Here is a 26,327-nt window from a genome sequence, read left to right on the forward strand (position 1 = left end):
CGCATCGTGAAAAGGCTCTCGGTGAAGGTGTCAGCGCCGCGCATCATGTGTCCGTGTAGTTGCTCAACAATTAACGTTTCTCAGGGGCTCGGCGTGGACCTAAACATGGGAGTATTTCAGCAGCCTGATAGATGTCGCTGGGTCTGGGGGCGGGCAGCAAACGCCGCTCCAGACTGGCCTCATCCATGGCAGCGATGGCAGGCCAATCCAGGCGAGCGGCCACGGCCAGGCCGACGTATTTGGTGACAACGCCTTTGGAGATGCCCAAAGCGGTGGCGATTTGCTGGTGCGACTGCTGGCCTTCGAGTTTGAGACGCAAGGCGTCTTTGAGTTTGCGCATGTTGATCCTTGGGGCGGGCATAGCGGTCCGGCAAAAAGGATTGACGCTAACCCGTAAGCGTCCGGCCGTCCCATCTAGATTTTCGATTTACGCCTGCTCTTAGCAGATACTTGTCCACTTAAAGATCGTGGACACGTAGACACTAAGCCTGGCTCCAGCGGTGCGGCAGCAGCTCGTCAATCCGGCTGTTCATGTGCATCGGCAGCCTCGTCAACACATCTTTCAGGTAACCATGCGGGTCGTGCCCATTCAGCTTGGCCGCATCGTGCCGCTCGATTCGCGCCATGTGCTTCAACAGGCCGTGCAGCGCCTGGTCGAACGCGGCTGGCAAATGCGCTGCGGGCTCGAAGTCGAGTTCCACATCTACCGCCTGAAAGACCCGCTGCATGGACATGACCTCGACCCGGACCGTGCAGGCTGGCCCGGTCCCGCGCCCGAAGTCAGCTTGATTCACCCGGGCTTCAACCTGCTGACCGAGGCCTGGTTCGACCGGGCCGAGGAGCCCCTGCGCATCGTGCAACGCACCGCACAGGCGCTGGGCCTGCCCCTGATCTCGCTCGAAATTGAACTGGGCCCCAGCCAGGTGGAGGCGGTGTTTGACGTGAGCGATGCGCTGACGGCAGCCGACAACATGGTGCTTTTTCGCAATGCCACGCGCCAGGCCCTGCGCCGCGCGGGCTACCACGCCACGTTCATGTGCCGCCCCCCGTTTGAACACATCATGTCGAGCGGCTGGCATTTGCACCAATCAGTGTGCGAGCAGGCCACGGGCCGCAACGTGTTCATGCGCGATGCCCCCGCGCCCGGCAGCAGCCCACTTGATGCGCTTCAGGTGCTGTCTGATGCGGGTGCCGCTTATCTGGCGGGTCTGCTCGCCCATGCCCCGGCGCTCACGGCTTTGTGCACCTCCACCAGCAATGGCTATGGGCGTTTCAGGCCCAACGCGATGGCGCCGCAGTCCATCTTGTGGGGGCGCGACAACCGGGGCGCGATGCTGCGCGTGATTGGTGCGGCGGGCGACGCGGCCACGCGCATTGAAAACCGCTTGGGTGAACCGGCGGCCAACCCCTATCTGTACATGGCCTCGCAAATCCATGCCGGGCTGGCCGGTGTGGACGCGCAGCTGAAAGCCCCCGAAGCCACCGAAACACCTTACTCACCCGGTGCGACCCTCATCCCGACCAGCCTGGCCAATGCCGTACGGGCACTGCAAAAAGACCCCACCCTGTGCCAGGCTCTGGGCCAGCCCTTTGTCGATTACTACAGCACCCTCAAACTGGCCGAACACCAGCGCTTGGCGCAGGCCGAGGACGCGCAGGAATTCCACCGCCGTGAATATTTCGGGCGCATTTGAAACCCTCTTGAAGGACAGCGCCAGACGGCGACGCATTGAACATGATCACCATCCACCTGCAACCCCACGACCCCACACAAGCCGCACGCAGCCTGCAAGTCCAGGAGGGCCAAAGCCTGATGCAGTCCGCTGTCGATGCCAATCTACCCGGCATTCAGGCCGATTGCGGTGGGCTACTGACTTGCGCCACCTGCCATGTGGTCGTGCCTGTGAAATGGTTGGCCCAGCTGCCAGCCATGAGCGGCGACGAGGACAGCATGCTGGCCTTTACCGCCCAGGCACGCGAGCCAGGTAGCAGGTTGTCGTGCCAGATCGTGCTGACCAAGGCACTGGACGGCCTGCGGGTCACGCTGCCCGAGAGCCAGTACTGAGAGGGCAATTCAGCGCGGCATACCGGGGAACCCGCCGCCACCGCCCATCAGGCCTTTCATGGCGCCCATGCGTTTCATCATCTTCATCATCCCGCCGCCGGACATTTTTTTCATCATGTCCTGCATCTGCTCAAACTCCTTGAGCATGCGGTTGACGTCTTGCACCTGAACACCTGCGCCAGCTGCGATGCGGCGCTTGCGGGTGGCCTTGATCAACTCCGGCTTTCTGCGCTCCTGAGGCGTCATGCTGTGGATGATGCCTTGCTTGCGGCCAATGTCTTTTTCGACCTTGCCCATGTCCATAGAAGCGGCTTTGGCAGTCAGCTGCGACGGCAATTTATCCATCAGGCTCGACAGGCCACCCATTTGTTTCATCTGCTGAATTTGGGCCAAAAAGTCATTCAAATCAAACCCACCACCGCTTTTGACCTTGGCAGCCAGCTTTTGCGCCGCTTCCATGTCCACGCCCGCAGTGACCTGCTCGACCAGGGCCAGGATGTCGCCCATGCCCAAAATACGCCCGGCGTGCCGCTCGGCGTCGAACACTTCCAAGCCATCAATTTTTTCACTGGTGCCGGCAAACTTGATCGGCACGCCGGTGATCTGGCGCACCGAGAGCGCTGCACCACCGCGTGAATCGCCGTCCAGCTTGGTCAGCACGATGCCGGTCAGGGGCAAGGCGTCACTGAAGGCCTTGGCGGTGTTGGCCGCGTCCTGACCCTGCATGGCATCCACCACAAACAGGGTCTCGACCGGTTTCAGCTCTGCATGCAAGGCCTTGATCTCGGCCATCAGAGCCTCATCAATGGCCAGCCGGCCTGCAGTGTCCACCAGCAACACATCAAAGAAATGCTTGCGGGCGTAATCGATGGCAGCGCGGGCAATGTCGATCGGCTTTTGATCCGGCGTGCTGGGGAACCATTCGGCCCCGGCTTGCGCGGTCACGGTTTTCAGCTGTTCAATGGCGGCGGGGCGGTACACATCGCCAGAGACTGTGAGCACTTTCTTTTTGCGTTTTTCAATCAGGTGCTTGGCCAGCTTGGCGGTGGTGGTAGTTTTGCCGGCACCTTGCAAGCCCGCCATCAGGATCACGGCAGGCGGTTGTGCGGCCAGATTGATGTCGGACACACCCTCGCCCATGGTGGCGGCCAGCTCACGGTTGACAACACCCACCAGTGCCTGTCCGGGTTTGAGTGAGCCCATGACCTCCTGACCCAGGGCTTTTTCTTTCACACGGGCAATGAAATCGCGCACCACCGGCAAGGCCACGTCGGCCTCCAGCAAGGCCATGCGCACCTCGCGCAGCATGTCCGCCACGTTGGATTCGGTGATGCGGGCCTGTCCGCTGAGGGTTTTGACGAGGCGCGAAAGTTTGTCGGTCAGGGCGGAGGCCATGGGGGAATCCAGAAATATCCGGTCAAGCATGATGGCGGAGCCCCTGTGGCTGCGCCTGAAAGGCTAAACTCGGTGCCATGATTTTAGCGAGTCCCCCATTTTGGATGTTGCCTGCCACCGTCCTAGCTGCTTTGGCCTACGGCTTGCCAGCCTTAGCGGGTGAGCGGCTTTCCCACACACATGCTCGTCGCCTTCTTTGGCTGGCATGGGCCGCGCATGCCGTGGCTTTGCTGAGCTTGCTGGTCGGGCCGGTCCACTTCGGGTTTGCACCCGCGATATCGGTGACTGCCTGGCTCGTGGTGAGCGCCTATATATTAGAAAGCCAGTTTTTCCCCAAATTCAAAGCACGATGGGCTATGGGCAGTTTGGGAACCATCGCCGTTGTTCTGGCCTGGTTTTTCCCGGGTACGCCCTTATCAGCGCAAGCATCGGCTTGGTTGCCTTTGCATTGGGCTTTGGGTTTGTCTGCTTACGGCATGTTTGGTGCCGCCGTGGTGCACGGCTGGATGATGACCCGGGCTGAACGCGATATCCGGATGGCCCAAGATGCCGGAAGCGGCGTACCGCTGTTAACGCTGGAGCGACTTACCTTCCGGTTCGTCTTGGCAGGTTTCTTTTTGCTGACAGGCACGTTGGTGGCAGGCATTTTGTTTGGCGATGCGCTCTACGGCCAAGGGCAAGGCCATTGGCGCTGGGACCACAAAACCATTTTTGCCTTGCTGTCTTGGTTGACCTTTGCCATCTTGCTGATCGGTCGCAGCCAGTGGGGCTGGCGAGGCCGCCGCGCGGTCCGGGTGCTTTACATCGGGGCGGGGTTGTTGCTCTTGTCTTATGCCGGCTCCCGATTTGTTTTGGAAGTTTTGCTGGGGCGCATGGGATGAAATACCTGTTTTTACTGCTGGTGGTTGTGCTGATCATCTGGGCTTTAAAACGTGGGCGTTCGGCCAACAAGACCAATTCGCCTCAAAAAACGGATGCCCAAACGCCATCGGAAATGGTGACTTGCACCCATTGCGGGATCCATTTGCCTTCAGAAGAAGCCGTCTCTGGTCAAAAAGGGCTTTACTGCAGCGCCGAACATCGGACTGCAGCACAAGACCGCAACCCCGGCTAAAACCACTGCGGCCATGTTTGAGTCCGCGCCAGAGACAATGCCACCTTGGCAAAAAGGTTGGCACCCTCAAGCGGTACGACTTGACTCCCCCAACTTCGGTTCTCGTCCCCCACTGGCATGCATTGACCTGATCGTTGTCCACTCTATAAGCCTTCCGCCAGGCCAATATGGTGGCGATGCCGTGCAACGCCTTTTTACCAACCAGCTCGATTGGGAGGCCCACCCCTACTTCCAGTCCATCCGGGGACTGGTGGCCTCATCGCACTTCTACATACGTCGCGACGGATCGCTGTGGCAATTTGTCAGCTGCAATGACCGCGCCTGGCATGCGGGGCAGTCCCATTACCGCGGGCGAAGCAATTGCAATGACGACTCGATCGGCATTGAACTCGAGGGCCTCGAGGGTGATACTTTTGAAGACGCGCAATACCTGCGCTTGGCCGAACTTTGCCGGGACATCCAGCAAAACTACCCCATCGCTCACCTGGCGGGGCATGAACACATCGCGCCAGGCAGAAAGCAGGACCCAGGTCCGGGCTTCCACTGGGCACGTCTGAAGCAGTTGTTGGATTTTCCGCCTCAGGTTTTTCCCTGATCCCGATCTCTGGCGAACCATACCCAAAAATATTTACGCGTTTCAGGCTCAGTTCGAAATTGACTTTTGGATCAAAACAACAGCCACGCCATCGCCGTGCAGCCCAAGACTATCAAGGTATTTTCAGCACAATTGCTTCGCAGGCCGCATCAGGACTGATTTGGCAGATCAAAAGCATTGAAAACAGGCGAATCGAGCCCTCTTTTCAGAAAATGAAAGGCGATCACAAAAGGCCTCGGCAACAATTTATTTGGCACGATCAAGCCAGACTCACAAAACTGACCGGTACACTACCTGTAGTGGCTTGTGCTAATGCCAGACACCAGATATAGTGCTTCTTACAAATTCTCACAACTAAACAAATCGCCCATTGAAGCGGCTTGTTCCAGATTCAACGATCACAGAAATCCAACGATATGACCATGCAAACAGATCTGAAAATCGCCTCCCCATCCCCTGCCCATTTGCACCAGCCTGAAGCCAGGCAAAACAGTATCCCCGGCCTGCAGGCACTGGCCCACTACCAAATCATTCGCCGCAATGGCGCTGTCGTGCCTTTCGAGCCGAGCAAAATCGCTGTGGCCCTGATGAAAGCCTTTTTGGCGGTTCACGGCACACAAGGCGCCGCATCAGCCAGCGTCCGCGAAGTGGTTGAAGAGTTGACACAAAACGTGGTCCGCGCTTTGGTGCGCTCTCGTCCTGGCGGGGGCACATTCCACATCGAAGACGTGCAAGATCAAGTGGAGTTGGGCTTGATGCGCAGCAGCAACCATGAAGTTGCACGCGCTTATGTGCTGTACCGCGAGCGTCGCACCCAAGAACGCGCTCAACAGCAGCAACAAGCAGCCCCCAAGCCAACTGAACCACGCCTGCATGTCATTGATGGCGGCCAACGTGTCGCCCTGGATCTGGATTACCTCAAATCACTGATGGTGAATGCTTGCGCCGGCTTGGGTAAGGACGTCAGCCCCGAACCTATCGTGGCAGAAACCATGCGCAACCTTTACGACGGCGTGCCGATGGAAGAGGTCTACAAAGCATCGATCCTGGCATCACGCACATTGATCGAAAAGGATCCTGACTACACCTATGTGACGGCTCGCCTGTTGATGCACACCATCGCCAAGGAAATTTTGGGTAAGGAAGTGACGCAGGACCAGATGGCCGAAGAGTACATCAATTACTTCCCTCAATTCATCAAAAAGGGCGTAGACAACGACCTGCTCGACGAGAAGCTGCTGCAGTTTGACCTGAAAAAGCTGGCGAATGCACTCAAGCCCGAACGCGATTTGCAATTTGATTACTTGGGTCTGCAAACCCTGTATGACCGTTATTTCCTGCACGTGCGCAAGGCACGCATCGAGATGCCTCAGGCTTTCTTCATGCGCGTTGCCATGGGTCTTTCGCTGAACGAAATCAACCGCGAAGCACGCGCCATCGAGTTCTACGAAATCCTGTCTTCGTTTGACTTTATGTCTTCCACGCCAACGCTGTTCAACAGTGGCACATTGCGATCACAGCTGTCGAGCTGCTACCTGACCACAGTACCCGATGATCTGGACGGCATTTACGAGTCCATCAAGGAAAACGCTTTGCTGTCCAAATTTGCGGGCGGACTGGGCAATGACTGGACTCGTGTGCGTGCCATGGGCTCTCACATCAAGGGCACCAATGGCGAATCACAAGGTGTAGTGCCTTTCCTCAAAGTGGTCAACGACACAGCTGTCGCCGTGAACCAAGGCGGCAAGCGCAAAGGCGCGGTGTGCACTTACCTGGAAACTTGGCACTTGGACATCGAAGAGTTCTTGGAACTGCGCAAAAACACAGGCGATGACCGCCGCCGCACTCATGACATGAACACGGCCAACTGGATTCCCGACCTGTTCATGCGTCGAGTCATGGAAAAAGGCAGCTGGACCTTGTTCTCGCCGTCTGATGTTCCAGATCTGCATGACCTTTTCGGCCTGGCTTTCGAAAAAGCCTACGTTGTGTACGAACAAAAAGCCGAGCGTGGCGAAATCAAGCCCAGCAAGACGGTGCCTGCGACCGACCTGTGGCGCAAGATGCTGTCGATGCTGTTTGAAACCGGCCACCCATGGATCACATTCAAGGATCCTTGCAACGTGCGCTCACCTCAGCAACACGTTGGCGTGGTGCACTCTTCCAACCTTTGCACCGAAATCACCCTGAACACCAGCGACACAGAAACGGCCGTCTGCAACCTGGGCTCGGTCAACCTGTCGCGTCACCTGAAAGACAGTGCCAACGGCAAGATCATTGACCACGAGAAACTGAACAAGACCATCACGATCGCCATGCGCATGCTGGACAACGTGATCGACATCAACTACTACGCCGTGAAAAAGGCCCGTGACTCCAACATGCGCCACCGGCCAGTCGGCCTGGGCTTGATGGGCTTTCAGGACTCGCTGTACGAAATGCGCATTCCTTATGCGTCACAGGCAGCTGTGGAATTCGCAGACCAATCGATGGAGGCCATCTGCTACTACGCTTATTGGGCCTCTACCGAGCTGGCGAAAGAGCGCGGCCAATATGCCACCTACAAAGGTTCTTTGTGGGATCAAGGCATCTTGCCTCTGGACACCCTGAAGCTGCTGGAGCGTGAGCGCGGTGGTTACGTTGAAGTCGACCGCTCATCCACCCTTGACTGGGATGCACTGCGCAAGAAGATTTCATCTGATGGCATGCGCAACTCCAACTGCGTAGCCATTGCGCCGACCGCTACCATTTCCAACATCATTGGCGTGGACGCCTCGATTGAGCCTTGCTTTGGAAACCTGTCCGTCAAGTCCAATCTTTCGGGCGAGTTCACCGTGATCAATGGTTACTTGGTACGAGACCTCAAGCGTCTTGGACTATGGGATGACGTGATGGTCATGGACTTGAAGCATTTTGATGGTTCATTGCGTCCGATCGATCGCGTACCGCAAGAAATCAAAGCCCTTTACGCCACCGCATTTGAAGTTGAAACTACTTGGCTGGTCGAGGCTGCTGCTCGTCGCCAAAAATGGATTGACCAAGCCCAGTCATTGAACATCTACATGGCAGGCGCATCAGGCAAAAAGCTGGACGACACCTACAAGCTGGCTTGGCTGCGTGGTCTCAAAACCACTTACTACTTGCGCACATCCAGCGCCACACAAGCTGAGAAATCTACGGTGCAAGCAGGCTCACACAATGCAGTTTCTTCCTCGGGTTCGCCTACTGGTGGCATGAGTGCCATGGAAGCTGCCGCAGCTGCAGCACAAGTTCAGATGAGTGCATCACCAGCGACCGATATCAAGTTTTGTGCGATCGATGATCCCGGCTGCGAAGCCTGCCAATGATTTCAAAAACATTGCACTTTGCTGTGATAAGCCAAGTGCGATGCAATTGAACAACACTTAACGGTTGTTCAATGCAAAAAAGTTCATCGCTTCTTTGCATTTGATCAGCTTGCTTTCATAATTTGAGAACTGGAATTTTTTATGTTGTCCTGGGACGATCAAGTCAAATCTGCGCCGCAAACTGCGATGCCTTCTTTTTCTGGTGCTGATGAAACAACAGCACCTGCCGCCGCATCTTCAACTGCAAGTCCTCGCCGCATGAATGCGGCTGACAAACGCATCATCAACGGCCAGACCGACGTCAATCAACTCGTGCCTTTTAAATACAAATGGGCTTGGGAAAAATACCTGGCTACCTGCGCCAACCACTGGATGCCGCAGGAAGTGAATATGAACCGAGACATCGCCCTCTGGAAAGACCCCAACGGTCTGACCGAAGACGAGCGGCGCATAGTTAAACGAAACCTCGGCTTTTTTGTGACAGCCGACTCTTTGGCTGCTAACAACATCACGCTGGGCACTTACCGCCACATCACAGCCCCGGAATGCCGTCAGTTCCTGTTGCGCCAGGCATTTGAAGAAGCGATTCACACCCACGCTTACCAATACATCGTGGAGTCGCTGGGTCTGGACGAAAGCGATATCTTTAACGCTTACAACGAAATCAAATCCATTCGCGACAAGGACGAGTTCCTGATCCCGTTCATCAACGTGATCATGGACCCTCATTTCAAGACTGGAACCTTGCAAAACGACCAGGTTCTGCTGAAGTCTTTGATCGTCTTTGCTTGCCTCATGGAAGGTCTGTTTTTCTACGTCGGATTCACACAAATTTTGGCATTGGGGCGCCAAAACAAGATGACGGGTGCCGCAGAGCAATACCAGTACATCCTGCGCGACGAATCCATGCACTGCAATTTCGGTATTGATCTGATCAACACCATCAAACTCGAAAATCCACAACTTTGGACAGCAGAGTTCAAGGCGGAAATCAAAGATCTTTTTCTTCACGCGGTTGAACTCGAATACCGTTACGCCGAAGACACCATGCCCCGTGGCGTGCTGGGCATGAATGCATCCATGTTTAAAGGCTACTTGCGTTATATCGCCAACCGACGCGCCGTGCAGATTGGCCTTGAAGCACTGTTCCCGAATGAAGAGAATCCGTTCCCATGGATGAGCGAAATGATTGATCTGAAAAAAGAACGTAATTTCTTTGAAACCCGGGTCATTGAATACCAATCCGGTGGGGCCTTATCCTGGGACTGATTTTCTGAAAACCTGTCGAATGAAACCCCTTTTCAAGCCACACTCCAAATTGCCCTCGGGCGATATGCGGTGTGGCTTTACTGCGTTCATGGTGTTGAGGGCCTCCTCAGCACCATGGATCGCTTTGTGCAATCCAACAAGCACCAAGCGTTCCCTTTCCGTTGAGTTCTCAACTTGATCAAGGAGAAAACCATGGCAACTGCAAAAAAAGTAGCGGCAAAAAAAGCTGCTCCAGCGAAAAAGGCCGTTATGGCCAAAAAACCAGCCGCTAAGAAAGCGGCTCCGGCTAAAAAAGTAGCCGCCAAAAAGCCAGCAGCCAAAAAAGCTGCACCGGCTAAAAAAGCTGCTCCTAAAAAAGTAGCCGCCAAAAAGCCAGCAGCTAAAAAAGCTGCACCGGCTAAAAAAGCTGCTCCTAAAAAAGTAGCCGCCAAAAAGCCAGCAGCCAAAAAAGCTGCACCGGCCAAAAAAGCTGCACCGGCTAAAAAAGCAGCCGCCAAAAAAGCTGCACCGGCTAAAAAAGCTGCGGCCAAAAAAGCTGCTGCTAAAAAGCCAGCTGCTAAAAAGCCGGCTGTGAAAAAGGCTGCTAAAAAGCCGGCTGCAAAGAAGGCATCCAAAGCACCCGCTGCCCCCGCTGCACAAACCACACTGAATCCTCAAGCTGCATGGCCGTTTCCTTCGGCCGCAAAGCCCTGATTCAACTGTTAGGCGCGCGTAGCCCTAAAGCCCAACACTGGAAACGGTGTTGGGCTTTTTTATGGTTTGCGTGCATCGAGGATAAACCTCACATGCTCAGGATTTCAAAATCAGGGGTAAAAACTAAGGAGACGGTAACCTGATGGCGACAAACCTGCTTCGGGCATGACTTGCAATTTGCCCTCCAAAATTTCTCCTTGTGCCAGCGCTGCAGGCGCCTCAAGTTCCGACACAGAGAAAACGCGCCGCACAAGGGTTTTATCCTGAGCATTCAACAGTGTCAACTCAAGGGCAGGCATCTGCAACTGATGCGATGTGGCGTTGCGCACTGACCAACTTAGCAAAAACCCATCCCCCTGCGGCATCAGACTGGAGTTTTCGATGACCACGCCATCGCGAACTTGCAGCGGCAAGATTTCACAGGCAAGTACACGACAGACCACATGCAATATTTTGGCGACATGTGGGTTCTTTTCCACCAGCGTTTGCCGCTCCATCCAAAGCCACTGAAATGCGAGAGTGAACAACAAGACTGCAGCAAACCATTTGGAGGCCCACGAACCCGACTTACTTCGCTGAGGCTGGGATGTATCCGTCTGATCTGCCCCACGCTCCAATGGCAATGGCGAAAGTGGCTTGAATGTAGAGAGCGCATCTTCGAAGGAAGCGACAGCAGAAACTGTCTGAACATCAGAGGATCGATCTTCCTGCTTGAGCAACTCATCAACGATGAGTCTTTCAACTGCCACCTCAGCAACAATTTCGCCTGGTAAACCATGGACTGCTTCGGGCCAAGCCACGATCAAGCCTGTGCTGTCAAATGCATGCTGGCATTGACCACAACGCAGCCACCCCTGTGCAATTTTCAGTTGATCGGACACCACTTTGTAAGTGGTGCCACATTTCGGGCAGCGAGCGACCCAACTCATGGCATATGAAAGATCATGGCCAACACCAGCACCCCACAGGTCAAGCCAGAGCGACTGGCGATGTGGCCGTCATCAGAATCCAGCCGTCTTCGCTGTCGGCAACTTCCAATTGGATCCAGGGAGCGTACGCGGCCTTCAGTTCATCGGCCTGGCGCTCCAATATGCCTGCGAGCACCAAGGAACCACCTGAGGCCACATAAGAAACCAACAAGGGTGCCAAAACCTTGAGCGGCGAAGCCAGGATGTTGGCCAGAACCGTTTGGTATTGACCTTGTGCTTTGTCAGGTAAGCCAGCGACCAAGTTCACGCCGTTGGCTTCGGCATTGAGAACTGTGGACGTTACGGCGGCAACGTCGATGTCAACGGCGTCGATTTCCCGCGCACCGTATTTGGCAGCCCCAATGGCAAGGATGCCCGAACCGCAACCGTAGTCCAGCACCCGCTGGCCCTGCACGCCATGCTGTGCAATCCAGCGTAAACACATGCGGGTGGTGGGGTGCGTCCCAGTGCCAAATGCCAGGCCAGGATCGAGCCTAATGATCTGCCGGGCTTGCGCCGGTGGTTGGTGCCAAGTAGGCACGATCCAAAAATCGGGCGTAATTTCAACCGGTGCAAACTGCGATTGGGTTAAACGAACCCAATCCTGATCAGCGACAGTCTGAACACCGACCATGTGACAAGCTTCAAAGAAGTCTTGCGCAGAAAGTAGCTGAAGCGCCTCTCGGGCTTGTGACTCTTGCGCAAACAGTGCCGTCATGCGAGACCGTTGCCACCCGTCTTTGGGTGGCGGCATGCCAGGCTCACCAAACAAAGCCTGCTCCGCAGGGGTCTGCGCATCGGCATCTTCAACCGACACGCTCAAGGCATCCAGGGCGTCCAGGGCATCACTCAGAACATCCACACGTTCCTCGGGGCACAACAGGCTCAGTTCAAACATGACGTTTCAGCGCTTGTGCTGGCTCAACCAGTGTTCAAGATAGTGAATGTTGGTGCCGCCCTGCATGAATTTGGCATCCACCATCAACTCGCGGTGCAAGGGGATGTTGGTATTGATCCCCTCGATCACGGTCTCGGCCAAAGCCGTCTGCATCCGGGCAAGGGCCTGCTCGCGGGTATCGCCATGAACAATCAATTTACCGATCATTGAATCGTAATTGGGCGGCACGAAATAATTGTTGTAGGCATGCGAATCGACACGCACACCAGGGCCACCGGGCATATGCCAAGAAGTGATCCGGCCAGGGGATGGCGTGAACTTGAAGGGGTCTTCTGCGTTCACACGGCACTCAATGGCGTGGCCACGAATCTGAATTTGGCGTTGGGTAAAGGGCAGTTTTTCGCCCGCAGCCACCATGATTTGCGTCTTCACGATGTCAATGCCAGTGACCCACTCAGTCACCGGATGCTCGACCTGCACGCGGGTGTTCATCTCGATGAAGTAGAACTCACCGTTTTCATACAAGAACTCGAAAGTTCCAGCACCCCGGTAGTTGATTTTTTTGCATGCCGCCACGCAACGTTCACCGATTTTCTCGATCAGCTTGCGGGGAACGCCAGGCGCTGGCGCTTCTTCGATCACCTTTTGGTGGCGGCGCTGCATGGAGCAATCGCGCTCGCCCAGATAGACCGCGTTCTTGTGCTTGTCGGCCAGGATCTGAATCTCGATATGGCGCGGGTTTTGCAGGAATTTTTCCATGTAGACCGCAGGATTGCCAAAAGCAGCCCCCGCTTCGGCCTTGGTCATCTGAACGGCATTGATCAATGCGGCTTCTGTGTGCACCACACGCATGCCGCGACCACCGCCGCCACCTGCTGCTTTGATGATCACCGGGTAACCAACCGACTTGGCAATGCGGCGAATCTGAACCGGATCATCGGGCAACTCGCCTTCCGAGCCCGGCACGCAAGGCACGCCGGCACGGATCATGGATTGCTTGGCCGAGACCTTGTCTCCCATGATTCGGATCGAATCGGGTGAGGGGCCAATGAACTGGAAACCGCTTTTTTCGACACGCTCGGCAAAATCGGCGTTTTCGCTTAAAAAGCCATACCCAGGGTGAATCGCTTCGGCATCGGTCACTTCGGCGGCCGAGATGATGGCGGGCATGTTGAGGTAGCTCAACGGCGAGGCCGCAGGGCCTATGCAAACAGCCTCCTCGGCCAATTTGACATATTTGGCTTCTTTGTCGGCTTCGGAGTAAACCATCACCGCCTTGACGCCCAGCTCACGGCACGCGCGCTGGATGCGCAAGGCAATTTCGCCTCGGTTGGCTACCAGGATTTTCTTGAACATGAAATCCCCGTTTGCTTATTCGACGATGAACAAAGGCTGACCGTATTCCACCGCCTGGCCGTTTTCACAGAGGATCTGTGTGACCGTACCGGCCTTGTCGGACTCGATCTCGTTCAGAATCTTCATGGCTTCGATGATGCACAGGGTGTCGCCCTCTTTGACCACAGAGCCAATCTGGATGAACGGGGCAGACCCAGGACTGGAAGATCGGTAAAAAGTGCCCACCATGGGTGATTTGACCGCATGGCCAGCAGGCGCCGCAACGGCAATGGGGGCTTCAACCGGGGCCACTGGTGCAGGTGCCAGAGCCGCAGCAATGGGTGCGGCTTGTTGCATCACCACAGGTGCGGCTACGCCCATGCTCTTGACGATCCGGACTTTGCCTTCAGCTTCGGTGATTTCCAGCTCCGACACATTCGAATCGGACACCAAGTCAATCAGGGTTTTAAGTTTGCGTAAATCCATAGAGCCTCCAAAGCAACAAACACAGATAGTTGGCTGAATTTACACTAAATTTCAACAACGTCCATTGAAATTGTCTTTAAAGTTTGGAATTGGGTTTGCTTTCAATGCAAGCAGACGCATCATCAAATGACGGCATGCCCCGCCTCCAACCTGCAAGGCCTCAGCCTTGTGCACCGCGCCATTGCGCGAGATCATCTGGCGTTAATTGCCCCATTTTTTGTCTCCAAATGCTGCCATCTGCCTTGAAAAAAACCGTAAAAGGCAATCCTCCTGAAGCATTACCCAGTAATTTGGCCAACTCGGTTCCTTCCAGTCCGGCCATACCAATCGGAAATCCGAGGGGTTGCCGGGCGAGAAAACGGCGCACAGCACTGGGCTGATCGATGGCCAAAGCCACGACTTGGTGGCCGTTGGCTGAATTTTCGCGCCAGAAGGCGTCAATCATAGGCAGTTCATCGACACAAGGCGGGCACCATGTGGCCCAAAAATTCAGCAAAAGGGGTTTGCCCTGAAAACTGGCCAGCCCCAGCCCCTCGCCAGATGGCGTCTCAAACTGCTGGGCCCAAACTAAGTGAGCAGCCGTTGCGGTCACAGGCAGGGGCTCAAAACGACGCAGGGCCACCCCCACACCTGCCACGGCAGCAGCCGCACCGACACCCAAAATAAGATTGCGCCTTGAAGCACCAGAGCTTTGATTCTTCATGTCCAAATTGTCTTTCATGCGGCCAACAGGCGCTCAAGCGCCTGCAAATCCCCCCGGGGCGAGCGGCCTTGTTTATCGGGCAACAAGGCCCCGCGCAGATCGTCCAGATCGTAAATGCGCAGGTGAACCCCGACATCTTCGTTCAGAGGCTCACAAAAGCTGTGCAAGCTCAACACATCCACGTCATCACCGTGCAGGCCCCGAACGGTTTGCACCTCATAACGCTGGTCCTGGTTGATCAAGGCAATCTCCGCTGATTTGGGGTCATCGCAAAACAAGGCCAGGTCGATGTCACACAAACGTGTGGCCCAACCTTGCCAAACAGCCCCCCCTAAGTGCGGACGAAACTCCTTCAGGCGCAGCATCCAGACCCGGGCCAGTTCGCGCAAGGCCCGCAACTCGGCTGGCTGGGTATCGGCGCAAAACAAGGCAATGTAGTCGCGCACCTCGGACTCGACCACGTCGTTGGTTGGCAAGGCAGTCCGGCCAGGCAAGCCCAGCACTTTGAGGGCGCGGTGCTTGGCAGGACCAAAAGCCAGGCCTTCTTCCACCACCAGGCGGGCGGCAGTGGCTGCAATTTCGAGGGCAACATCGTTCATGGACATGGATTGTGCCCGGCTGAAAGCCGGGAAAGCGCTTGCATCCCCCCTAAAATCCGGACATGCATATACATATTCTGGGCATTTGTGGCACCTTCATGGGTGGATTGGCCGCCTTGGCGCGGGAAGCCGGACACCGGGTGACCGGTTGTGACGCGGGCGTCTACCCCCCCATGAGCGACCAATTGAGCGCTTTGGGCATTGGCTTGATAGAGGGCTTTGGTGCCGAGCAGCTGGCCTTGAACCCCGACATCTACGTGATCGGCAACGTCGTCAGCCGTGCCCGCCTGGGCGATGGGAGCCCCAAATTCCCACTGATGGAAGCCATTCTGGAGGCTGGTGCGCCCTACACCAGTGGTCCGCAATGGCTGTCAGAGCAAGTGTTGCAAGGACGCCATGTGCTGGCCGTTGCTGGCACGCACGGCAAGACCACCACCACCTCGATGCTGGCCTGGGTGCTGGAGCAAGCCGGTCTGCAACCCGGCTTCCTGGTCGGTGGCGTGCCCCTGAACTTTGGCGTCTCCGCCCGCCTGGGCAGTGGCAAGTATTTCGTGATCGAAGCCGACGAATACGACACAGCATTTTTCGACAAGCGCAGCAAGTTCGTGCATTACCGCCCACGCACGGCGATTTTAAACAACCTCGAATTCGACCACGCCGACATTTTTGACGACCTGGCCTCCATTGAGCGCCAGTTTCACCACTTGGTGCGCACCATGCCCAGCTCAGGCCGGGTGGTGGTCAATGGCTTGGAGGAAAGCCTGACGCGCGTGCTGGCACAAGGCTGCTGGAGCGAAGTCCGCAGTTTTGGATCGACCGTGAGCGACTTCGTCGCCGAAGGCGAACCGTCCAACTTCAAAGTGTTGCAGGCGGGCCAAGCCGTGGCCGGCGTGCAATGGTGCATCGGCGGCGTGCACAACCAGCTCAACGCGCTGGCAACCATTGCTGCCGCAGAGCATGTCGGCGTGAGCCCCGTCTTGGCGGCGCAGGCGCTGGGCACTTTCGAGAACGTCAAACGACGCATGGAACTGCGTGGCACAGTGAAAGGCATCACCGTCTATGACGACTTTGCCCACCACCCCACGGCGATCCGCACCACAGTCAATGGCTTGCGCCGCCAGATTGGCAAGGCGCGCATCCTGGCCATCTTTGAGCCACGCAGCAACACCATGAAACTGGGCGCCATGAAAGCCCAGTTGCCTTGGAGCCTAGAAGAAGCCGATCTGGCTTTTTGCCATTCAGGTGGTCTGGGCTGGGATGCCGCAGCCGTCCTCGCACCCATGGGCGCAAAAGCGCAAGTGGGCGCCAACATTGACGAAGTGATCGCACAGGTCATGGCCCAGGTGCAGCCTGGCGACCAATTGCTGTGTATGAGCAATGGCGGCTTTGGCGGCGTCCACGCCAAGCTGCTGGAAGCCTTGCAGCGCTAGCGCATATCACCCATGAAAAAGCCCGCAGATGCGGGCTTTTTCATGGCGCAAGACCTGTGCAATTCAGCGTGACCGTCGTGCCTTCACTGCATCAGACAGCACCTGCAAAACGCCCATGCTGTCATCCCAGCCGATGCAGGCGTCGGTGATGCTCTGGCCGTAAGTCAGCTTTGTCACGTCATCTTTGCCGGCCGTGAACTTCTGGGCGCCATCGACGAGGTGACTTTCGACCATGACACCGAAAACCTGGCGCGAACCGCCGCTGATCTGCGCTGCGATGTCTTTGGCCACGTCGATCTGGCGTTCATGCTTTTTGCTGCTGTTGGCGTGGCTGCAATCGACCATGAGAGTGGCTGGCAGCTTTGCGGCTTCCAGCTCCTTGCAAGCTGCGGCCACGCTCTCGGCGTCGTAATTGGGGGCTTTGCCGCCACGCAATATCACATGGCAATCCTTGTTGCCTTGAGTCTGCACCACAGCGACCTGGCCATTTTTATGCACCGACAAAAAGTGGTGGCCACGCGCTGCGGCCTGGATCGCATCGGTGGCGATCTTGATGTTGCCATCCGTCCCATTTTTGAAACCAATGGGCGCGGACAGGCCGGAAGCCAGTTCACGGTGCACCTGGCTTTCAGTCGTGCGAGCGCCAATGGCTCCCCAGCTGATCAGGTCGCCGATGTATTGGGGGGATATCACGTCAAGAAACTCGCTGCCAGCAGGCACGCCCTGGCGGTTGATTTCGATCAGCAACTGGCGCGCAATGCGCAGGCCTTCGTCGATGCGGTAGCTCTCATCCAGGTAGGGGTCATTGATCAGACCCTTCCAGCCCACGGTGGTGCGCGGTTTTTCAAAGTAAACCCGCATCACGATTTCGAGGGTGTCTGCGTATTGGTCTCGCAGGGGCTTCAAGCGGCGGGCGTAATCCAGCGCTGCAGCTGGATCATGAATGGAACAAGGCCCGATGATGACCAGCAGGCGGTCATCCTTGCCGTGTACGATTTTGACGATCGATTGGCGGGTTTGAGAGATCAGCGTTTCCGTGGCCGTACCGGAGATCGGGAAGAAGCGAATCAGATGTTCGGGTGGAGGAAGCACAGTGATGTCCTTGATGCGTTCGTCATCGGTCTGACCGGTGCGGTCGGCAACATTCGAATACCAGCTTTCAGGGGCTGTGGTTTTGGCGTTCATCGTGGACTCCTCGGATATAAAAACAGGTCAAAAAAAACCGCCGGGCTTTGAGGCTCCGGCGGTGTGTGTCGAGATGTTCGGGTGCTTACGCGCTCGCCTCTCGTCCGCCGGGGACTGAGAACCAAAAATAAAAAAAGTAAAAGAAAGCGCTGCACAAAGACATGGATTCAATGTATCACAGCTTGATGACCGTTCCTGACACGCAGGCACGCGGACAAACCCGAAGGCCCGTTCAAGCCGTGCCGCCCACGGTCAGGCCATCGATGCGCAAGGTTGGCTGCCCCACACCCACAGGTACGCTCTGGCCTTCCTTGCCGCAAGTGCCTACGCCCGAGTCGAGCTTCATGTCATTGCCGATCATGCTGATTTTCTTGAGCGACTCCGGGCCGCTGCCAACCAGGGTCGCCCCCTTGACGGGATAGAGGATCTTGCCGTTTTCCACCCAGTAGGCCTGGCTGGCCGAGAACACGAATTTGCCGCTGGTGATGTCCACCTGACCACCGGCAAAGTTGGTGGCGTACAAACCCTTTTTGATGCTGGCCACGATTTCTTCGGGGCTCTTGTCACCACCCAGCATGTAGGTGTTGGTCATACGCGGCATGGGCACATGGGCATAGCTTTCGCGGCGGCCATTGCCCGTAGGCTTGACGCCCATCAGACGGGCGTTCATGGCGTCCTGGATGTACCCGCGCAGAATGCCGTCTTCGATCAATACGTTTTTCTGGCTGGCATGGCCTTCGTCGTCCACGTTCAGCGAGCCACGCCGGTCGGCGATGGTGCCATCATCAAGCACCGTCACACCCTTGGCGGCCACGCGCTGGCCAATTCGACCACTGAACGCACTGGAACCCTTGCGGTTGAAGTCGCCCTCAAGGCCATGGCCAACGGCCTCATGCAGCAGCACACCCGGCCAGCCATTGCCCAACACCACGGTCATCTCCCCTGCAGGCGCAGGGCGGGCTTCGAGGTTGATAAGCGCGGCAGATACGGCCTCTTGCACATAGGTTTCGACCATGGCATCGTCGAAGTAGGCCAGGCCGAAACGGCCACCACCACCCGCACTGCCCACCTCGCGGCGACCGTTTTGCTCGGCGATCACTGTGACAGACAATCGAATCAAGGGGCGTACATCGGCGGCCAGCGTGCCATCGGCACGGGCGACCATGACCACGTCGTATTCGGTCGCCAAGCCCGCCATGACCTGCACCACGCGTGGGTCCTTGGCTCGGGCGGTCTTTTCCACGCGGCCCAGCAGCTTGACTTTGGCCGTGCTGTCCAGGGTGGACATCGGGTCCAGCGAAGGGTAGAGCGAGCGGCTGGCAGAAATTTTGCGGGCCGGCACCTTGATGCGCTTGTTTTGCGCTGCCGAAGCGATGGTGCGCACCGTCATGGCAGCGTCCATCAGGGAGGCTTGTGAAATATCGTCAGAGTAGGCAAAGGCGGTTTTTTCACCTGACACCGCACGCACGCCCACACCCTGGTCAATGCTGAAACTGCCAGTCTTGACGATGCCCTCTTCCAGGCTCCAGCCTTCGGAACGGGTGTACTGGAAGTACAAATCGGCATCGTCCACAGCGTGCGCTTTGATGGCGGCCAAGGCTTGGCTCAGGTGGGTTTCGTCAAGGCCAAAAGGCTCAAGCAACAGGGACCGGGCCGTGGCCAAGCGTTCGATGGTGGGTTCGCGTGAAATCATGACACTCATTGTAGGCATGGATCAAGACCCTTGCCCGGGCCGGAAAGAACCAAGCCCCCAGCGACAGGCAAGCCCCTGACGGGCAAGCCCGCAGACCTCCTCAACGCTGGCGCATCAGTTGCAGCAAGGCGGCATCGTCCAGATCAGCCCAGCCCATGCCCAGGGCCTGTGCAAAAAGGTCCTTGGCTAATCGGCCCAAAGGTGGGTCAAAACCCGCCTCTTCGGCAGCCTGAACGGCCAAGCCAGTGTCTTTGGCCAACAGCGTGACGTGAGCGCGTGGCGCAAAATCATCTTGCAAAGCGCGATGCATACGGTCTGAGCCGATCCAGCTTTGGCCACTGGAGGCCTCAATGACCGACAACGTGACCCTCGGGTCCAGGCCCAGGCGCTCGGCCAAAGCCATAGCCTCGGCAGCACCCACCAAATTGACCGCCGCCAGCAAGTTGTTCACCAGTTTGGTTCGCGCACCGTCACCGGCACGGGTGCCGACCCGGAACACCTTTTGGCTCAAGGCATCCAGCAGGTTTTGGCTGCGCGCCCACAGCACATCCGAGCAGGCCACCATCAAACTCATGCTGCCGTCTTGGGCCCGCAAGGGGCCGCCCGACATGGGTGCATCAATGCAACCAATGCCCAGCAGCGCCAGTCGCTCGGCCTGAGCCTGCACAGTGCCAGGCCCCAGGGTCGGACAAAGCATCACGGCCTGGCCTGGTTGAAGCGCAGCGCACGCGCCGCCCTCACCCCAGAGCACAGCCTCGGTTTGCGCCGCATCGACCACCGCCACCAGCAACACGCCATCGGGTGCCAGCTTGCGAGCGGCTTCCAGGGCCGAAGGGCAAGGTATGGCCCCCTTCAGGACCGCGCGGGAATGGGCCAGCGGGTCGGTGTCATGCACCCCGACAGACCAACCCAGTTCACACAAACGGGAAAGCATGCCGCCACCCATGTTGCCGGCGCCAACGATCACAACGGACAGGTGTGTATTCATGTTTGAAGCAGTTGTTTGGACTTGGCAATCGACATCAGTATCCCTAGCGCCAAGCCCAGGGTGACCATGGCGGTGCCGCCGTAGCTGATGAAAGGCAGAGGCACCCCCACCACCGGCAAGATGCCGCTGACCATGCCCATGTTGACAAAGGCGTAGGTGAAAAAGATCATGGCCATGCTGCCTGCCAGCAAACGGCTGAACAAGGTGGGCGCGTCGGCCGCAATCATCAGGGCCCGATACACCAGAAAAAAGAACCAGAAAATCAGGAACAGTCCGCCCACAAAACCAAATTCTTCGCCATAAGCGGCAAAAATAAAGTCCGTCGTGCGCTCAGGAATGAACTCCAGGTGGGTTTGTGTGCCTTGCATGAAGCCCTTGCCCCAGAACCCGCCCGAACCGATGGCGATCATCCCTTGAATGATGTGAAATCCTTTGCCAAGCGGGTCACGCGCCGGGTCCAGCAAGGTGCAAATACGTTGCCGCTGATATTCGTGCAAAACCCGCCAGTCCAAGCCGTCAGCACACAAGGTCGGCTCCATGATGACCAAAACCACCACCCCGATGACGCCCAAGGCCACGGGTGGCAAGATCCACCGCCACTGGAGCCCCGCAAAGAAAATCACGGCCAGCCCTGCAGCCAGGACCAGCAAGGCCGTGCCCAGATCAGGCTGCTTCATGATCAGGCCAACGGGAATGCCCAAAATGAGCAGCGCCACCGCAAAATCAAAAGGCCTCAATTGACCTTCGCGTTTTTGAAACCATGCCGCCAGCATCAAAGGCAAGGCGATTTTCAAAATCTCACTGGGCTGTATGACTACGCCCAGATTAACCCACCGCTGTGCGCCTTTTTTGGTGATGCCAAAAATGGCCACCGCCACCAGCAAGACCACGCCGATCGTGTAAACCGGCACGGCCCAAGCCATGATCTTTTGGGGTTGCATTTGAGCCACCACAAACATGATGGCGCCCGCCAGCAGCATGTTGCGCCCGTGGTCAACGAAACGGGTGCCGTGGTCATATCCAGACGAGAACATGATCAACAAGCCCGCGCAGGCGAGCATGAACACGGCAAATGCCAACGGGCCATCAAACCCCTTGAGCAGATACCTCAGGCGCTGAAACAGCGTCGGTTTTTGAATGACTGAACCCATAGGGAAGATTATCTCAGGCTGGGTTTGAAAAATACGGCCCAACCACCGCCTCAGTGGCTTCGCCCACTCCGGAACATGCCGTGGGTTTTACGATGAAGCACACCTTGAGCGGCCAGTTTGTTCATGGACGGGCTGGCATGGGCGTGTGTGATGGCCATGCCCAAGGCATCGGCGGCATCCTGGCGCGGGACCACGGGCAATTGAAGCAAGCGTTTGACCATTTCCTGGACCTGTGATTTTGCAGCCCGCCCGTGTCCAGTGACCGATTGCTTCATTTGTAAGGCGGTGTACTCGGCCACGGGCAGATCACACGACACCAGGGCCGTCAAGCAACATCCTCTTGCCTGACCCAGCAGCAGGGTCGCTTGCGGGTTGATGTTGACAAACACGATTTCGACCGACGCCACATCCGGTTGGTAGCGGGCATGGATTTCACGGATTCCGTCGTAAATCACCTTCAGCCGGGCGGGTAAATTGCCCATGTCTCCCCGGGTGGTCTCGATCACCCCGCTGGCCACATATTGCAGGCGTGAACCGGTCATGTCCAAAACACCAAACCCCGTGGTCTGCAGGCCAGGGTCAATGCCCAAGATGCGCACGGTTTGGGGAGCGGGTGTTGTCAATGCACTCATGGCAACACCACATCACCCATGCGAGCCATGATCGTTTCGGCCCTGCTGGCCAGATAAGCCGACTGCGCCCGTTGCTCAAAATACCGGGGACGAGGCAGCATCACGGACAGTCGCGCGGCCTCCCAATCATTCAGCTGTGCCGCGCTTTTCCTGAAGTAATGTTGCGCAGCCGCCTCGGCGCCGAAAACGCCCTCACCCCATTCCACGCTGTTCAAATAAATCTCCAGAATACGCCGCTTGGACAGCACGGTTTCCAGGGTCAATGTGATCAACATCTCCTGGCCTTTGCGCCACAAGGTGCGTTCACCAGATAAGAAAAGATTTTTAGCCAGTTGCTGGGTGATGGTCGAGCCGCCCACAATTTTTACGTGGGTGGATTTGGTATCCGGTCGTCGCTGGGCACGCTGCTCAGCCACCGCTTTGGCCTTGGCATTTTTTTCCCAGGCCTTTTCCAAAGACTCCCACCAGACACCGCCATGCTGGGTGAATGCACTGTCTTCGGAAGCAATGACCGCTCGCTGCAAACCGGGTGAGATTTTTTTGTAATCCACCCACTCCTGGCGCCAGGGCAAGCGGCCTTGCCGACTCACGATTTGCCAGATCTGCGAGCGCTCAAAAGAAGTCGATTGCGGTGCCAGCGCGTTCATGCTGGCGATACGGAAAACAAAAAATACCTGCAACACCAACACGGCCAGCAAGACCAGAAAAAACCACCGCACAAAAGCCCGCATTGACATCCTTTCTCTTTTTGTTTCAAAGTACAGCCCGACCTGTCAGGGCTGTAACTCATCGGCAGCCAGCATGCGCGTGTCCAATGTGCCCTCTTTGGAGAACTGAAATCTTGTAACGACCACAATTTGTGTCGCCTGACGCCGCATGGTAGCGCTGAACACCTCAAACGGGGCTGCACTGCGAACAATCGCCACCGCCCGTTGGTCCAGCAAGGGTTGGCCAGAAGTTTGGGCAACCTCGGTCTGAACGAGGCGCCCACGGCCATCGACCGTGATCACCATGGTCAATTGGCCATAGAGTCTTTGCCCCCCCACCTGAGGGAAATTGAGCGTGCCGCGCGTTTCTATGGTCTGCCTCAGTTTGTCATAGTACAGCGCATAAACAGCCTCTTGGGTAGCCGGACTGATGAAACGCTTGCGGGGGCCACTTTGATTTTTTTGGACCTGTTGGTCAATCCGTGTCAACTGGCTGGCCAACTGCTGTTGTCGCTCTTGCATTGCCTGACGATCTGGCGCCTGAGCGCTTTCGCCTGAAGGGTCCCGGGTCAATGCCGACAACTCCTGCTGAAGCTGGGTCAACAAGCGAATTTGCTGCAGCCGCAGTGCTTCAATCTGGCGCTGCATGGCTCCGATGTCAGTGCCCAATTCCTGGGTTTCAGAAGGTGGCAAGGGTGAACTTGAAGTTTGCGATCGGGTCGTTTGACCTCCCCCTGCCAGTTGCACCTGGGCCAGGGCCTGCGTCCGTTCAGGGGCCTTTTCGCTGCGGGCGTTGACCAGCAGAACCTCCAGAGAGGTGTCCTCAAAAACACGGTTGAAACTTTGCGGATCGGCAAAGCGCCAGGCGATCAGGGACGCATGGACCAGCACAGAAAAACCCAAGGCCCACCAAAAGGTGTGGCGACGTATCGCCTGCCGCCACCAGGTGGGGTCCTCAGTCGCTGGCTGACCGCTTTCAAGCACCATCGCTTTGCGTGCTGTCATTCAAATCAACAGCAATCGTCAGCGGCCCAGCATTGATCGCCTCGTCTTCCTCCTGGTCCTCAGCCTCCTGGTCTGCTGACACCACAGGCGCATCCAGATGCGCTGTGACCGTGCCATTCACGTCAAGTGCCATCAAGTCCACCTCACCTAATTTGACACGCACGCGCGCACCCCGCATCAAACCTTGCGCACCCATCACGCTGAACATCAACGGCAAGCTATCAGCCCGCACCAGCCAGATGCCCCCACCCATTTCCTTGACCAGACTGGCCTCCAGCTCGTCGATGCTTTGCTGCTGTACATGGCGCAATGTCCAGTAGCGCTCCATGCTGGACTGCACGCTGTTGTAGGCGCTGTAGGCGGCATCAAAACCACTGATGATGGAAAACAACTCGGCATCTTTGGGTTTGAATGGTGCAGCCAACGCGGCCGTGGCACCATGGCGCGCACACGCAATGATTTGCCATTGATTGACCAAGTCGGTGTAGCGACGCAGAGGGGATGTGCTCCAGGCGTAGCTTGGAACGCCAATCCCGGCATGTGGCAAAGCCTTGGTGCCCATGCGCACCTTGACGCCCGGCGCCATGCTGGCCTGGCTGCGGTAAATACCGGGCACACCCAGGCTGGCCATCCACTGGCCCCAAGTGCTGTTGGCCAGGATCATGGCCTCAGCCACCATCAAATCAAGCGGTGCACCGCGCTGGCGCGCATCAATCCGCACCACCTCGTCGCCTGTCGGTGGGGCCTCGTTGCTCGGGCGATCCAGTTTGAAGCTGTAATCAGGGCGGTTGAAATTCTCGGGTTTGCCACGCACCACCTCACGGCGGGTCTTGAGGGTCTGGGCCAAGCGCCAGAAAAATGCCAACGTCGGCCGGTCCACCGGCAAATCGGTCGGGGTATCGGCCTCGGCGCTTTCCAGCCATTCACGGGTGATGGTCTGATCGAGCTGGTCATGCCGCAAGTTGGCCAAAATGGCCACACGTTCGACACGCGTTTCGGTCTTCAGCACTTCCAGATCGGTTTCATTGAAGGTCACATACAAAGACACCGCAGGGCAGTCACGGCCCTCGATCAGGGTGTAGGCCTGCACCACACTGTCGGGCAGCATGGTGATTTTGTAGCCTGGCATGTACACCGTGGACAAACGCTGTCGCCCCAACTGGTCGATTGCACCGCCTGGCGACAAGGCCAGGCCAGGGGCCGCAATGTGGATGCCCACCGTGACAGTCCCTGTGCCTAGGCCTTGCAGGGACAAGGCGTCATCGATCTCGGTGGTGTGCGAGTCATCGATCGAAAAGGCCTGCACGGAGGCCAAAGGCAACTCGTCGTGAATGGCCGGGGCTTGCAGCGCCGGGAAACCCGTGCCTTTGGGGAACAGGTCAAACAAGAACCTCTGCCAATGAAAATCCCAGGCTGACGCGATGGCACCTGCGTTTTGCAACAGATCCAAAGGTGCCGTCTGGCTGGTTTTGCTGGCCTCAACCACGGCTTTGTACTCGGGGGTATTTTTATCCGGCCGAAACAGAATTTTGTACAACTGCTCCCGCACAGGGGTTGGGCAGACCCCTGCCATCAGTTCGGCAGACCAGGCCTCGATTTGCGCCTGGATCTCTTTCTTTTTTTCGATGGCGAGCAAGGCCTGTTGCACGATTTCAGCGGGCGCTTTGCGGTAGCGGCCTTTGCCCCCCCGGCGGAAATAATGAGGTGCTTCGTGCAGCCTCAGCAATGCGGCCACCTGTTGCACCGTGGTGGCGCCTTCGCTGAAATAGTCTTTGGCCAGATCGGCAAAACCGAATTCTTCCTCAGAGGCGAATTCATAGGCCAATTCAAGCTCAATGCTTTGGCTTAAAGCCGAGGCTTCGCTCAGCAAGCTGGCAGGGGCTGGCTTGTCAAACTTCAGTAGCATTTGTGCTGCCTTGACTTTGACCCGCTTGCCCGAATCCAGCTCCACCTGGGCGGAGGCTTCGGCTTCGGAAAGGATCCGTCCGGCCATGAATTTGCCGGCTTCTTCAAATAATGCGTACATGACCCGATTTTCCCATGTGACACCACCTGGAAGGGCACAAGGG

Annotated in this window: 24 protein-coding genes and 3 pseudogenes; 9 read left to right on the top strand and 18 right to left on the bottom strand. The window is 57.1% G+C overall.

Annotated elements, in window-relative coordinates:
- Nucleotides 1-115: 115 nt before the first annotated feature.
- Together B9Z45_RS04410 and B9Z45_RS04415 are read right to left on the bottom strand one after the other, a co-directional pair.
- Nucleotides 116-340: pseudogene (locus B9Z45_RS04410) on the bottom strand (IS21 family transposase); the annotation flags it as partial.
- A gap of 142 nt (nt 341-482) precedes the next feature.
- Nucleotides 483-602: pseudogene (locus B9Z45_RS04415) on the bottom strand (transposase domain-containing protein); the annotation flags it as partial.
- On the opposite strand from B9Z45_RS04415, the gene B9Z45_RS04420 reads away from it, so the two are divergent.
- Both B9Z45_RS04420 and B9Z45_RS04425 read left to right on the top strand, forming a co-directional pair.
- Nucleotides 573-1,694, top strand: a complete 1,122-nt coding sequence (locus B9Z45_RS04420; RefSeq protein ID WP_108406027.1) for a glutamine synthetase family protein — start codon at nt 573-575, stop codon at nt 1,692-1,694. The pseudogene B9Z45_RS04415 and the gene B9Z45_RS04420 sit on opposite strands and share 30 nt — an antisense overlap.
- Nucleotides 1,695-1,735: 41 nt before the next feature.
- The gene (locus B9Z45_RS04425; RefSeq protein WP_108406028.1) at nt 1,736-2,065 is read left to right on the top strand and encodes a 2Fe-2S iron-sulfur cluster-binding protein; all 330 of its coding nucleotides are present in this window, start codon (nt 1,736-1,738) and stop codon (nt 2,063-2,065) included.
- A gap of 9 nt (nt 2,066-2,074) precedes the next feature.
- Here B9Z45_RS04425 and ffh read toward each other — a convergent pair whose 3' ends face one another.
- The gene (gene ffh, locus B9Z45_RS04430) at nt 2,075-3,460 is read right to left on the bottom strand and encodes a signal recognition particle protein (protein ID WP_108406029.1); all 1,386 of its coding nucleotides are present in this window, start codon (nt 3,458-3,460) and stop codon (nt 2,075-2,077) included.
- Nucleotides 3,461-3,537: 77 nt separating this feature from the next.
- Here ffh and B9Z45_RS04435 point away from each other — a divergent pair, with 77 nt between their 5' ends.
- The 6 genes from B9Z45_RS04435 (at nt 3,538) to B9Z45_RS04460 (ending at nt 10,478) form a co-directional block, all read left to right on the top strand.
- Nucleotides 3,538-4,341: an inner membrane protein YpjD gene (locus B9Z45_RS04435; RefSeq protein ID WP_108406030.1), complete on the top strand. Its 804-nt coding sequence runs from the start codon at nt 3,538-3,540 to the stop codon at nt 4,339-4,341.
- Nucleotides 4,338-4,574 carry a PP0621 family protein gene (locus B9Z45_RS17530; protein WP_108406031.1) on the top strand — a complete coding sequence of 79 codons (237 nt, stop codon included), beginning with the start codon at nt 4,338-4,340 and terminating at the stop codon, nt 4,572-4,574. The genes B9Z45_RS04435 and B9Z45_RS17530 overlap by 4 nt, the downstream gene beginning before the upstream one ends.
- 13 nt (nt 4,575-4,587) lie before the next feature.
- The gene (ampD, locus tag B9Z45_RS04445) at nt 4,588-5,169 is read left to right on the top strand and encodes a 1,6-anhydro-N-acetylmuramyl-L-alanine amidase AmpD (protein WP_108406032.1); all 582 of its coding nucleotides are present in this window, start codon (nt 4,588-4,590) and stop codon (nt 5,167-5,169) included.
- 422 nt (nt 5,170-5,591) lie between these two features.
- On the top strand, nt 5,592-8,516 hold the full coding sequence (locus tag B9Z45_RS04450) for a ribonucleoside-diphosphate reductase subunit alpha (RefSeq protein WP_108406133.1): 2,925 nt from the start codon (nt 5,592-5,594) through the stop codon (nt 8,514-8,516).
- A gap of 141 nt (nt 8,517-8,657) precedes the next feature.
- The gene (locus tag B9Z45_RS04455; protein ID WP_108406033.1) at nt 8,658-9,785 is read left to right on the top strand and encodes a ribonucleotide-diphosphate reductase subunit beta; all 1,128 of its coding nucleotides are present in this window, start codon (nt 8,658-8,660) and stop codon (nt 9,783-9,785) included.
- Between the two features lie 192 nt (nt 9,786-9,977).
- Nucleotides 9,978-10,478, top strand: coding sequence for a histone H1-like DNA-binding protein (locus tag B9Z45_RS04460; protein WP_108406034.1), 501 nt, complete (start codon nt 9,978-9,980; stop codon nt 10,476-10,478).
- 110 nt (nt 10,479-10,588) lie between these two features.
- On the opposite strand, the gene B9Z45_RS17235 is transcribed toward B9Z45_RS04460, so the two are convergent.
- The 7 genes and pseudogenes from B9Z45_RS17235 to B9Z45_RS04490 form a co-directional block, all read right to left on the bottom strand.
- Nucleotides 10,589-11,278: a DUF3426 domain-containing protein gene (locus B9Z45_RS17235; protein WP_199221848.1), complete on the bottom strand. Its 690-nt coding sequence runs from the start codon at nt 11,276-11,278 to the stop codon at nt 10,589-10,591.
- Nucleotides 11,279-11,338: 60 nt separating this feature from the next.
- Nucleotides 11,339-11,407, bottom strand: a pseudogene (locus tag B9Z45_RS17590) (zinc-ribbon domain-containing protein); the annotation flags it as partial.
- A gap of 40 nt (nt 11,408-11,447) precedes the next feature.
- Nucleotides 11,448-12,344: a 50S ribosomal protein L11 methyltransferase gene (gene prmA, locus B9Z45_RS04470; protein WP_108406036.1), complete on the bottom strand. Its 897-nt coding sequence runs from the start codon at nt 12,342-12,344 to the stop codon at nt 11,448-11,450.
- A gap of 6 nt (nt 12,345-12,350) precedes the next feature.
- Nucleotides 12,351-13,700, bottom strand: coding sequence for an acetyl-CoA carboxylase biotin carboxylase subunit (gene accC / locus B9Z45_RS04475; protein ID WP_108406037.1), 1,350 nt, complete (start codon nt 13,698-13,700; stop codon nt 12,351-12,353).
- A gap of 15 nt (nt 13,701-13,715) precedes the next feature.
- Entirely contained in the window at nt 13,716-14,165 is a 450-nt protein-coding gene (gene accB / locus B9Z45_RS04480) for an acetyl-CoA carboxylase biotin carboxyl carrier protein (protein ID WP_108406038.1), read from the bottom strand.
- A 160-nt stretch (nt 14,166-14,325) separates the two neighbouring features.
- Nucleotides 14,326-14,886, bottom strand: coding sequence for a TlpA disulfide reductase family protein (locus tag B9Z45_RS04485; RefSeq protein ID WP_108406039.1), 561 nt, complete (start codon nt 14,884-14,886; stop codon nt 14,326-14,328).
- A complete protein-coding gene (locus B9Z45_RS04490) occupies nt 14,883-15,473 on the bottom strand; it encodes a hypothetical protein (protein WP_108406040.1) in 591 nt (196 codons plus the stop codon). The genes B9Z45_RS04485 and B9Z45_RS04490 overlap by 4 nt, the downstream gene beginning before the upstream one ends.
- Nucleotides 15,474-15,529: 56 nt before the next feature.
- Here B9Z45_RS04490 and mpl point away from each other — a divergent pair, with 56 nt between their 5' ends.
- Nucleotides 15,530-16,897 (top strand): UDP-N-acetylmuramate:L-alanyl-gamma-D-glutamyl-meso-diaminopimelate ligase, encoded by a 1,368-nt coding sequence (gene mpl, locus B9Z45_RS04495; RefSeq protein WP_108406041.1) that lies wholly within the window; start codon nt 15,530-15,532, stop codon nt 16,895-16,897.
- A 63-nt stretch (nt 16,898-16,960) separates the two neighbouring features.
- Here the strand turns inward: mpl and B9Z45_RS04500 are convergent, their stop codons facing one another.
- From B9Z45_RS04500 to B9Z45_RS04535, 8 genes are all read right to left on the bottom strand, one after another.
- Nucleotides 16,961-18,082, bottom strand: a complete 1,122-nt coding sequence (locus tag B9Z45_RS04500; RefSeq protein ID WP_108406042.1) for a 3-deoxy-7-phosphoheptulonate synthase — start codon at nt 18,080-18,082, stop codon at nt 16,961-16,963.
- A gap of 232 nt (nt 18,083-18,314) precedes the next feature.
- Nucleotides 18,315-19,775: a metalloprotease TldD gene (gene tldD / locus B9Z45_RS04505; RefSeq protein ID WP_108406134.1), complete on the bottom strand. Its 1,461-nt coding sequence runs from the start codon at nt 19,773-19,775 to the stop codon at nt 18,315-18,317.
- 100 nt (nt 19,776-19,875) lie between these two features.
- Nucleotides 19,876-20,763: an NAD(P)-dependent oxidoreductase gene (locus B9Z45_RS04510; protein WP_108406043.1), complete on the bottom strand. Its 888-nt coding sequence runs from the start codon at nt 20,761-20,763 to the stop codon at nt 19,876-19,878.
- On the bottom strand, nt 20,760-21,914 hold the full coding sequence (gene rodA / locus B9Z45_RS04515) for a rod shape-determining protein RodA (RefSeq protein ID WP_108406044.1): 1,155 nt from the start codon (nt 21,912-21,914) through the stop codon (nt 20,760-20,762). The genes B9Z45_RS04510 and rodA overlap by 4 nt, the downstream gene beginning before the upstream one ends.
- Nucleotides 21,915-21,964: 50 nt before the next feature.
- Nucleotides 21,965-22,513, bottom strand: coding sequence for a crossover junction endodeoxyribonuclease RuvC (gene ruvC / locus B9Z45_RS04520; RefSeq protein ID WP_108406045.1), 549 nt, complete (start codon nt 22,511-22,513; stop codon nt 21,965-21,967).
- Between the two features lie 29 nt (nt 22,514-22,542).
- Entirely contained in the window at nt 22,543-23,277 is a 735-nt protein-coding gene (gene mtgA, locus B9Z45_RS04525) for a monofunctional biosynthetic peptidoglycan transglycosylase (RefSeq protein WP_108406046.1), read from the bottom strand.
- Nucleotides 23,278-23,319: 42 nt separating this feature from the next.
- On the bottom strand, nt 23,320-24,258 hold the full coding sequence (locus B9Z45_RS04530; RefSeq protein ID WP_233252072.1) for an energy transducer TonB: 939 nt from the start codon (nt 24,256-24,258) through the stop codon (nt 23,320-23,322).
- A complete protein-coding gene (locus tag B9Z45_RS04535; protein WP_108406048.1) occupies nt 24,230-26,284 on the bottom strand; it encodes a ribonuclease catalytic domain-containing protein in 2,055 nt (684 codons plus the stop codon). Before B9Z45_RS04535 ends, B9Z45_RS04530 begins: the two co-directional genes overlap by 29 nt.
- Nucleotides 26,285-26,327 lie beyond the last annotated feature (43 nt).

This window comes from Limnohabitans sp. 2KL-17 (assembly GCF_003063415.1).
Lineage (GTDB): Bacteria > Pseudomonadota > Gammaproteobacteria > Burkholderiales > Burkholderiaceae_C > Limnohabitans_A.